The 10,112-nt window shown below is 45.8% G+C and carries 9 protein-coding genes; 1 reads left to right on the top strand and 8 read right to left on the bottom strand.

Going from position 1 to position 10,112, the window contains the following annotated elements; translation table 11 throughout:
• Positions 1–332 precede the first annotated feature (332 nt).
• From GKG43_RS23440 to GKG43_RS18785, 5 genes are all read right to left on the bottom strand, one after another.
• A complete protein-coding gene (locus tag GKG43_RS23440; protein ID WP_255350427.1) occupies positions 333–392 on the bottom strand; it encodes a putative holin-like toxin in 60 nt (19 codons plus the stop codon).
• A 127-nt stretch (positions 393–519) separates the two neighbouring features.
• Positions 520–1,716: an AraC family transcriptional regulator gene (locus GKG43_RS18800; RefSeq protein WP_129879659.1), complete on the bottom strand. Its 1,197-nt coding sequence runs from the start codon at positions 1,714–1,716 to the stop codon at positions 520–522.
• 12 nt (positions 1,717–1,728) lie between these two features.
• The gene (locus GKG43_RS18795) at positions 1,729–2,121 is read right to left on the bottom strand and encodes a response regulator (protein WP_129879657.1); all 393 of its coding nucleotides are present in this window, start codon (positions 2,119–2,121) and stop codon (positions 1,729–1,731) included.
• Positions 2,096–3,892 (bottom strand): sensor histidine kinase, encoded by a 1,797-nt coding sequence (locus GKG43_RS18790; protein ID WP_129879655.1) that lies wholly within the window; start codon positions 3,890–3,892, stop codon positions 2,096–2,098. The genes GKG43_RS18795 and GKG43_RS18790 overlap by 26 nt, the downstream gene beginning before the upstream one ends.
• 49 nt (positions 3,893–3,941) lie before the next feature.
• Positions 3,942–4,769 (bottom strand): AraC family transcriptional regulator, encoded by an 828-nt coding sequence (locus tag GKG43_RS18785; protein ID WP_129879653.1) that lies wholly within the window; start codon positions 4,767–4,769, stop codon positions 3,942–3,944.
• Between the two features lie 128 nt (positions 4,770–4,897).
• Between GKG43_RS18785 and GKG43_RS18780 the strand changes: the two genes are divergently transcribed.
• Positions 4,898–6,142, top strand: coding sequence for a hypothetical protein (locus GKG43_RS18780; RefSeq protein ID WP_129879651.1), 1,245 nt, complete (start codon positions 4,898–4,900; stop codon positions 6,140–6,142).
• A 101-nt stretch (positions 6,143–6,243) separates the two neighbouring features.
• Here GKG43_RS18780 and GKG43_RS18775 read toward each other — a convergent pair whose 3' ends face one another.
• From GKG43_RS18775 to GKG43_RS18765, 3 genes are all read right to left on the bottom strand, one after another.
• Positions 6,244–7,023: a DeoR/GlpR family DNA-binding transcription regulator gene (locus GKG43_RS18775; RefSeq protein WP_050642054.1), complete on the bottom strand. Its 780-nt coding sequence runs from the start codon at positions 7,021–7,023 to the stop codon at positions 6,244–6,246.
• Between the two features lie 147 nt (positions 7,024–7,170).
• A complete protein-coding gene (gene tkt / locus GKG43_RS18770) occupies positions 7,171–9,171 on the bottom strand; it encodes a transketolase (RefSeq protein ID WP_129879649.1) in 2,001 nt (666 codons plus the stop codon).
• The gene (locus GKG43_RS18765) at positions 9,168–10,112 is read right to left on the bottom strand and encodes an ABC transporter permease (RefSeq protein WP_050642056.1); all 945 of its coding nucleotides are present in this window, start codon (positions 10,110–10,112) and stop codon (positions 9,168–9,170) included. The genes tkt and GKG43_RS18765 overlap by 4 nt, the downstream gene beginning before the upstream one ends.

Here is a 10,112-nt window from a genome sequence, read left to right as displayed (position 1 = left end):
CCGCCTAGAATTTCTTAGGTCCGCGGCCGCGTTTTTGAAAGGACATGGATGTTCTCCGGGAGGTTTTCGGCTATCCCTTTATGGTGCGTCCCCATCCGCGCCGAAACTAAAGCTCGTCGCTAAATCCCGATTTACTGATACTGGCTGGGGTTTGAAAAATAACTATAATTTTCTTTCTATGATAGCCGACTTTATATATTCGTCTTGAATCCAGAACACAAATATGCTATATTTAAGACATAAAAAGAACAACCGCCAAAGTGGTTGACCTTAAATGAATTACTGAAAATCCACCCAGTCCGCCAAGACTTTGAGGGTGGTTTTTCTATGCACTAATGACTAATCAAGTAAATGAAGGTCAGTAATGCGATTATGAACATTCCAAATTGCATCAAGTCTTTGAAGTCAAATGGTCTTTTGTCCATTAGCACCACCTCCCATCTATGTAAAATGAGAGGTCAGCCACCCTGTACGGTTGTTCTATTGGAATTGTATCACATAAGGTTATCCTATTCAATATTAGAGCTCGCTCACTAACTCCCGATACACCGCTCTATATTCCCCCGCCGATATCCCCACGGCCTTTTTAAACATCTGCGCAAAGTAGATATAATCTTCATACCCCACCAGCTCTGCGATCTCAAACACTTTGAAATCCGAATTCTTCAAATAATATTTTGCCTTGTTCATCCTCATTCTGGTACGGTAGTTCACAAAGGTTTCCTTTTTCTCTTTTTTAAAGAGATTACAAAAATAATTCTTACTCAAATTAACATAGTCGGCGACCTCCTGCAGGGATATCTTTTCTCCGAGGTGCTCCTCTGCGTATTCTATTGCATCTTTTACGGCCCGGCTGCTGCTTTTGTCACTTTCTGTTTTAAACTCTGCCAGTGCCTGGGCGATGATGTTTTTCATTTTTTCACACAAAAGGCTGCATGAATCGCTCTGGTTTATTTCTGCCAGCCTCTGCAGAATCTTTTTTTCCAACTCACATTTATGAAATTGGGATGCCATACTGTAAAGTTCCAGCAGCACCTGGATGCATATGCTCTGATACAGCGCGTAGACGGCATTTCTGCGTTCTAACTCCCGAAACATCTTTTCCAGTGCGGTTATTGCTTCTTCTTCCAGCATCAGATGGAGCTTCAGATATAGACTTTCCAATGACCGGTACTCAATCTGGGAATACTCAATGGGTATTGCAGCAATTCCATCGTATAAGGCGAAAGTCTCCCCGGTATTGGCCAGGAGATATTGGGCTGCCACCTCACATTCCTCTTTTGCCTGCCCCGCATCTTCCAGTAAATGATGCTGCGCGCTCAGCGCTATGTGCAGGACAGCGCCCATGGTCTCTGCATACTCTGCGGACAGTTGCTGGGATGCGTTTTCCAAAACCTCCACATCATCTACGTCCTGCAGGATGGCATACCAGATACCATGATTCAGGAAAACTTCAATTTCTCCGATTGCCTGAAACTGTTCCAGAATCATGAAGTGCTGATACTGCCTGATAATCTCCAGATTCCCATACTCCCCGTCTGCTGCTTCCAGCCTGTCAGCCAGGAATTTTACCAGATAATAGGGCTTTCTTTCTAAATGGATTTCATAATATTCTACCCGCTCCCATATCTCGTCTTCTTTCATTCTATATGTAATGAGGTCGTTAAAAAACTGGTTTCTGCCAACCGGCTTCATATCTGCAGCCAGCTTCTTCATTCTTTCATATTCCTATTCCCACATCTTTTTTCGCGAAATCTGACCGGCAGCTTTGCACAGTACCTGATGCAGCTTGTCCGGATCTGTCGGCTTCAGCAGATATTCAATTGCTCCGAACTGCAATGCACTTTGTACGTATTCGAATTCATTATATCCACTGACAAGGATAATCATAGTGTCCGGACTTTCTGCCTTTATCTGCCTGGACATTTCGATCCCGTCCATCAACGGCATTCTGACGTCTGTGAGTACAATATCCGGATGCAGTTCTCTGAATTTTTCCAGTCCTTCCTTTCCATTATAGGCCCGGGCACAGACCGATAAGTTTATTTCTTCCCAATTGACGATCTGAACCATCGCATCTATAGCGGCCGGCTCATCATCGACGATCAATACACTCAGCATTGCATCCCTCTCCTTTCTTTGGTATACGTACCGTAACTCTCGTCCCGCCTGTTTTCATATTCTCATAAGTAAGGCCGTACTCTTCCCCAAAATGCAGCTTTATCCGCTCGTTTACATTAAAGACGCCTTTTCCGTGCCCTCTTGTCTGAGAACCACGCTCCTCCCCGTTTAGAATTCTCTTCATCAGTTCTTCGTCGATGCCATTTCCATTATCTATGACATAGAGCCGGATTTCTTCATTGTAATCCTCGCCTATAATATAGACCTTACCATTGCCTTCAATATTACCGACTCCGTGATGGATGCTGTTTTCTACAAGTGGCTGCAGTGTAAATTTTAAAACCCGTGTCTCTAAGAGTTCATCCGGAATATCAATAAAAAAGTCCAGTTTATCCTGAAACCTTTTTTTCTGGAGGAGCAGATAATTTCTTATATTCTGGATTTCTTCCGACAGGGACGTTTCTTTTGTTTTCCCGCTTAGATTAAAACGGAACATTTCGGATAGCGCGAGAATCATCTGGCTGATTTCTTTTTCCCCATGGGCAAGTGCTTTCCAGTTGATACATTCCAAAGTGTTGTATAGAAAATGGGGGTTTATCTGGGCCTGCAGGCTTTCCAGTTCTGCCTGTTTGGAATGAAGCTTCTCTTTATAGACCTCATTTACCAATATGTTAATCTGACCGGTCATGCTATTAAACGATTTCACCAGTGTCCCAATTTCATCCTCTCTGTCCACCGGAATCTGCTCTTTAAAATTAGCGCATTCCATCCTGCGCATTGCATGCATAACATCAGAGATCGGTTTTGTAATGGTTTTTGCGAATCTTTTATAAAAATAAAAAGCCAGCGCAATCGTAAGGATTGCCGCGAAGATGATTACCTGAAGATTGATCAGAAAATCTCTGTTGATTTCTTTCATCGGAGTCTTACTGTATAGAATCCATCCCGCATCGTCGGCTATTTCATAATGAAGCAGGCTTTCCGTAAGACCCTCTCTAATTATAAACGTATTGTCGTTCTTATGCGCAAATACTTCCGATACCGCGCCTGCCTTTTTTTCTTCGGTGCTGAATATAATATCCTTATTCGCGGTTGTCAGAGTCAATGCGGTCTGATTACCAAGATAGATCTGCGACAGCATGTTCTCCAGATAGGATTGATTCAGGGTAAGCGTCAGAATTCCCACAGGCTGCTGGGACATCTGGCGGTTTACTACTCTGGTCAGTATCAGACGTTCAAAATTTTTTTCCAAAGAGAGATCTTCAAACTTAGCCCACTCCCAGCAGTACATTCCTTTTGCCTCAAATACCTCCTGAAGCCATCCCTGATTCTCCAGCATCCGATAATCCCTGGTCAGGGCAGGACCAAAGCCGATGGATATCCCATCTCCGTCTAAATTGTATAATCCGATGGATTCTATATACGGTTTGTATGAAGCCAGGTTTGCCAAAATCTCCCTCATTTGATTGCAATGAGCCTCATAAGCCTTGGTTCCTTTTCCTTCTAAAAGCATGTTCTGAGCCGTAGATTCACTGATAATAAATCTGGACATGTTCTCCATATCCAGGATAATATAATCCAGGTTCCTCTTTGCCTCTTTCAGAATCTGTTCTGTCTTCTGGCTGCTGTTTTTGATTGATTCGGCACGAAGCAGAATACTGGAAAGAACCAGTATACAAGTCATGGACATCAAAAAGATGACAAGAAAAACAGCACATAATTTGGTTTGTAATTTAGCATCTAACAGTCTTTTATATAATCTTTTGCGCATTCTATTCCTCCCGGAGTGTGTCTCATATTCAGGTATGCGTCTGCCCGCTCTATAGCCTGCGGTATGCAGATGGTGAAATCCCAAAATAGTTCTTAAAATATTTACTGAACGAACTGATATCCAGATATCCCAGCTGCTCTGATATTTCCTCTATCTTTTTCTGGGGATCTTTTAAGAGACAGCATGCCAATTCCATTCTTCTGCTGTTATAGTATTCGATCGGAGCAATTCCGCAATGTTTTTTAAAGAATCTGCAGAAATGATACTTTCCCATCCCGGCTTGTCTGCTGATTGCATCCAGGTCTAAATGATCACATAAACGGGACTCCATGTAACGTATGATTTCCTGGATTTCCACGGGCATATTGTCCATATGGCCTTCCTGAAAAGAATAGGTTGAAAGGATTCTCATAAGCATGCCATATAGATGTCCAGCCAGTTCAGATTCTTTCTTGTCAGTATCTTCCTGTACTATGGCAAAAGCCTTATAAAAATCATCTTCCAGACCATCGTCTTGAAAGATAAAGGGCAGTTTTCTCTCCTGATACAGCTGCTCCAGGAGCTGTTCCATGCCCGCACCCCGAAAATGAAACCACAAAATATGTGCCGTGTTCTCCGGATCCGTGTAATACTTGTGGGCATCCGTCAGGCGCATCAAAACTCCCTGTCCAGGCTCCAAGGCATGCTTCTCTCCATACTGTTCCACCCAAAGCAGCCCTTCCAGAACATACATCACCAGATTGTTTTTAAAAACCTTCCTGTCAATTAAAAACTCACTGTCAGCCGTATAAGCCATAGCATCTGAAACGAGAAGACATTTTTCTGCTGCAGCAGATACACTTTTAAAGTAGCTGAAATGATAATATTTGTTCTTCAATATATTCCCCTCCTGCAAGAAATGACAAATTTTAAGCAACTATGCTTCTGGTATAATCCCAAATAATTTATTAACATAATACCACACTCATATTTAATTGTATAATAATTTCAGGCAGGAGGTATCCCATGGAAAATGATGTTAAAATTTTGCGTGAATTGGCGTCACAGTACGCACAAATTGCTTTTTCAGACCACCAAAAAGATATGTATGAACTTCATGCATCCGTCAATGATCTGCATCCAGAGCGGCCTATTGTATTAATGAATGAAATTCCCTGGAGCGAATTAAACTATGACGGTTCGCTGACGCTCCTGTGTCAGGATGAGGATTTCAGGATGTTTGAAGATGAACTAAGAAAAACGCTGTTTCAGTGGAAACATTTCCCCGCTGATATGTTGGTGAAGCCCTATCTGTCCGTTGAAAAAAAGATTCATTCAACCGGCATAGGCCTGACCGTTCAGGAGGAAAGACTCGCAAGCGATCCTGATAACGAGATCGTCTCCCATAAATACAAGGAACAGATACGGGACATGCATGATATAAACAGGCTCCATCCACCGGTGATCAGATACGACAAAGAAAAAACACTCCTTACTTTTTATAAAATTGCGGAGGCGGTGGGTGATATTATACCGGTCAAAATCACCGGGTCTGACACCGGCTACATGCTTGGACTGATCACCTGGGACATCATTGCACAGTACATGGATATCGATACGCTGTTATATAACCTTATAGATGAGCCGGAATTTATGCACGCTCTGGTAAGCCGGCTAACTGGTATCTTCACGGAAACAATACGTCAATACGAGGATTTAAATCTGCTTAATCCCGACAGCGCCTATGTGCACTGCTCCTGCGCCGCATCCAAGACACTCCGTGATGGAATCGGGAATTATGAGCACATTACCGCCGGCAACGTATGGGGGCGCGGCCTGGCACAGATATTTTCAAATGTCTCTCCACAGATGCATGATGAATTTGAAATACAATATGCCAAAGAGGCGCTTGCCCCCTTCGGATTTGTATACTATGGATGCTGTGAACCTCTGGACACAAAAATTGAGCTTCTCCGCCAGATTCCGAATCTGAGAAAAATCTCTATTTCACCCTGGGCCGATGTGAATGCGGCTGCGGAGAAGATTAGCAGGGATTATGTACTGTCGGCCAAGCCTTCACCCACGAATGTTGTATCCGCCGCCTCCACCCCTGATTTAATTCGGTCTGAGCTATCCGAAATACTACGGGCCTGTGAACGCAGCCACTGCCCCACTGAAATCTTATTGAAAGATATCAGCACGGTGGGACATCGTCTGGATAATTTAATTACATGGGAAAGGATTGCGATGGGGCTGGTTAATAACGGGTAATAACCTAAGGTACGGATGGGCATTGCATTATGCTGTGGATGTCTGTATTCAAAATACAAAAACAGGCACCTCCCCATAAAAGAAGTGCCTGTCCGTTCCCGTTACACCATATCCAATTCTATCCCTTTCTCCTGGATCAGTTGTACCCATTCCGCTGAAAGGTTCGTGTCTGTTATGATCCGGTCAAAGATATCCAGATCTGTCACAAAGCAGGGCTTAATCATCCCGAACTTGCTGGAGTCTACCAGCAGGATCTTCTCTGCTCCCGACTGGATAATCGTCTGTTTAATCTCCAGCTCATAATTATTCATGCAGGTTACCCCCATTGTGTCATGGACTCCCGCCGCCGATGCGAAGACCTTTGTGGCCCTGATATTTTTGATCAGCGTGATATTTTCCGCCGACTCAAACAAGGTCGTATCCGGATGATAATAGCCGCCGCCAAAAATAATAGAAATATTGGGATTACTGCAGATCTTATTTAAAATATTCAAGTTGCAGGTAAAGACCGTCACCTTCATATCCTTCGAAATACTATCCGCCAGATATTCCACCGTAGAGCCGTTATCAATGATCACGCAGTCATCCTGTTTAATTAAGGAAGCGGCAAACTTTCCAATCCGCTCCTTTTCCTTCGCATGTGATCGGGTTGCCATAGAGAGTTGATATGCATCGTCTTCCCCTTCATATGTATATTGGGTATTCAGGACCGCTGCACCCGGAATGTCCAGTATCACGTTCTTCGCCTTTAGTGCGTCCAAATCTCTGCGCACGGTCATCTCTGATACATCCAGCATCTGTGCCAGATCACGGATCGTAGCGCCATTCTGCCTTTTCAATATTTCAATTAACCGGTTTAATCTATCCTCTTTTTTACTCAAAAGAAATACCTCTCACTCTACAATATTCCCCGCTGAACATATATCACGGCGCCTCCGGCGGATGCGCAGCAGCTTTCTGCGGAACCGCAGAAACTGCTTAATGCGCAATGATATAATGTACGCTCTGTGTACATTATATCATGAATTCTACGCCCGCGGGTACTTTTTCCGTACACAGTTTACCACAGCGTCGGCTGTAAATCCATATTTTTCGAATAATTGTCCCGCCGGCGCCGATGCGCCGAACTCATCCATTGTCACATAACATCCGTCTATACCGGCGTATTTTCCCCATGACATGCTGCTGCCGGCCTCAACTACAACGCGCTTTGCAACGCTTTTCGGAAGTATCTCTTCCTGATATGCCTCGTCTTGTTCCGCGAACAGATCCATACACGGCATACTTACCACCCTGACTGATATACCATCCTGCTCCAGCATGCCGGCCGCCTCCAGGGCAACGCTGACTTCTGAACCTGTAGCCATGAATATCATATCGATTGCCTCACCGGATTCCTTCTTAAGGATATATCCCCCGCGCAGCGCGTCTCTGCCAGTCTGCTCAAGCGCAGGAAGATTCTGTCTGGAAAGCACCAGGCAGGTCGGTGTGTGTGCGGAGGTCAGCGCCGAATACCAGGCCGCCTTTGTCTCAACTTCATCCGCGGGCCTGAACACATGCATGTTCGGAAGGGACCTGAGCATGGTGAGCTGCTCCACCGGTTCGTGGGTAGGTCCGTCTTCCCCTACTCCGATGCTGTCGTGGGTCAATACCGAAATCAACGGCAGGCCCATCAGAGAAGAAAGGCGCAGCATCGGCTTCATATAATCCACAAACACAAAGAAGGTCGCCGCATAGGTACGCAGTCCGCCATGCAGGAGTATTCCGTTAGCCACCGCCGTCATCCCAAGTTCTCTGACGCCGTAATGAAGGTTCCTGCCTGCGGGACACTCAGCGGAATAATCTGCCTCCCCGTTCATAACGGTCTTATTTGACGGGCCTAAATCGGCGGAGCCGCCAATCAGGTTCGGAAGCCGGTCTTTGACAGCATTCAGCACCTTGCCTGAAATGCTCCTCGTGGCCTCAGCTTTTCCATTTCCTGCCCAGAACGCCTCATCGTCAAGAAGACCGGATGCTGCGTCAAAGTCATAATATGTTTCCAGCATTGCCTTCAGTTCCGGGTATTTACTGCCATATTCCTCAAACATCTGCTGCCAGAAATACTGTTTTCCAGCACCTGCACGCGCCAGCGACCGGTAATGTTCGTAAATTTCCTCCGGTACCGCAAATGCTTCCTCCAGCGGCCAGTCGAGTGACTCTCTCAGAATCTTAACGTTTTCCTCGCCCAGCGGCTCGCCATGTGCACTGGCCTTTCCTTCTTTTGCCGGCACACCATGCCCGATCCTGGTTGTTATTCTAATAAAGGAGGGACGCTCTTTTTCCGACTTGGCCTGCTCAATTGCCTTTCCGATTGCCACCGGATCATTCCCGTCCTCCACGGAAAGAACCTGGAAGCCAAAGGCCTCGAACCGCTTCTCTACATCTTCTGTAAACGCAAGATCTGTATTCCCTTCTATTGTGATGGAATTGGAGTCATACAGGACGATCAGTTTTCCCAGCCCCCATGTGCCTGCCAGAGACATGACCTCCGAAGAGATTCCCTCCATCAGGCAGCCGTCTCCGCAGAGTGCAAATGTGTAATGGTCAAAGACGGGATATCCATCTCTGTTGAACACTGCCGCCATATGCTTTTCCGCCATGGCCATCCCCACCGCCATGCCAAGCCCGGCGCCTAACGGCCCTGTCGTCGCTTCTACGCCGGCTGTATGGCCGTATTCGGGATGGCCGGGAGTCAGGGAATTCAACTGCCGGAAGTTCTTAAGATCATCAATTCCAAGTTCCCCATAACCGAATAAATGCAGGAGGGAATATAACATGGAAGAGCCATGCCCAGCCGACAGGATAAACCTGTCCCGGTTGATCCATTGGGGATCCTCCGGATTATGGGACATCTGATGCGCCCATACTTCATATGCAATCGGGGCGGCGCCCAAAGGCAGCCCCGGATGCCCGGAATTTGCTTTCTGCACCATATCCGCGGACAGAACCCGGATTGCATTCACTGCTAATTTCTCTATTTGCTTATTCATGCCGTTTTCTCCTTTTTCTTTTTATGTCCAATCACGCCTTTTATCTTCAGCTTTGTCGTATAAGAGCTGATTGCCAATGCAAGAATCGCGAAAATGAATGGGAACATCTTGATGATAGAAGGTGAAATATTCATTCCCATCAGCTCAATTCTGATTCCGATTGCATCTGCAAGCCCGAAGAGCAGTGTTACCAGTGAAGAGAATATCGGATGTGCATTTCCGAAAACAAGTGCCGTAAAGGCATTAAATCCTCTTCCCTGAATCATATCTTCGGAGAACTGGGAAACAGAAATTGTGGACAGATATGCCCCCGCAAGCCCTGACAATGCACCCGAGATCAGGATGACCTGCCATTTTACAACCGCCGGCTTGATGCCTGCGGTCTTCGCTGCAATCTCGGACTCCCCAACCGCACAGATACTTAAGCCCATCTTCGTCTTGAACAACATAATATAGATCACGATGATCAGCACGATAGCAAAATAAGTCACAATACTCTGTCCGCTGATGCAGCTCAGGATCGGGATATTCTTGATGACAGGAATATTAATCATTTCCAGCTTACTAATCTTGTCCGGCGTGTAAGCTCCCTGCACCCCGAACATCGCCCGTAAGAGATATGAGGTCAGCCCCGCGCCCAGCATGTTCATGGCGATACTGGCTATAATATTATCCGCCTTGAACCTTGTTACAAACAGGGCGAACAACGCGCTGTACAAGGCGCCGATCAGCATCGCTCCGATCAGTCCTGTCCAAACACTTCCACCTGTAAACTGCACAACTGCAATGGCGGCAAATGCGCCTACCAGTGAGAAACCTTCCAGCGCGATGTTGAAAACGCCTGCCCGCTGGCAGAGAAGACCGCCTAAGGCCATCAGCATCAAAGGAGTGGCAATTCGTATCATCGATGCCAATGTATCAGAAATAACTGCTAAATTCAT

The organism is Eubacterium sp. BIOML-A2 (genome assembly GCF_009680135.1).
Lineage (GTDB): Bacteria > Bacillota > Clostridia > Lachnospirales > Lachnospiraceae > Faecalicatena > Faecalicatena contortus_B.
This window is presented reverse-complemented; position numbering and strand designations above follow the sequence as displayed.

Coding starts and splice junctions, on each gene's coding strand:
- GKG43_RS18800 (WP_129879659.1), bottom strand. CDS start 1,716: ATGAAGAAGCTGGCTGCAGATATGAAGCCGGTTGGCAGAAACCAGTTT.
- GKG43_RS18765 (WP_050642056.1), bottom strand. CDS start 10,112: ATGAATTTAGCAGTTATTTCTGATACATTGGCATCGATGATACGAATT.
- GKG43_RS18795 (WP_129879657.1), bottom strand. CDS start 2,121: ATGCTGAGTGTATTGATCGTCGATGATGAGCCGGCCGCTATAGATGCG.
- GKG43_RS18790 (WP_129879655.1), bottom strand. CDS start 3,892: ATGCGCAAAAGATTATATAAAAGACTGTTAGATGCTAAATTACAAACC.
- GKG43_RS18780 (WP_129879651.1), top strand. CDS start 4,898: ATGGAAAATGATGTTAAAATTTTGCGTGAATTGGCGTCACAGTACGCA.
- tkt (WP_129879649.1), bottom strand. CDS start 9,171: ATGAATAAGCAAATAGAGAAATTAGCAGTGAATGCAATCCGGGTTCTG.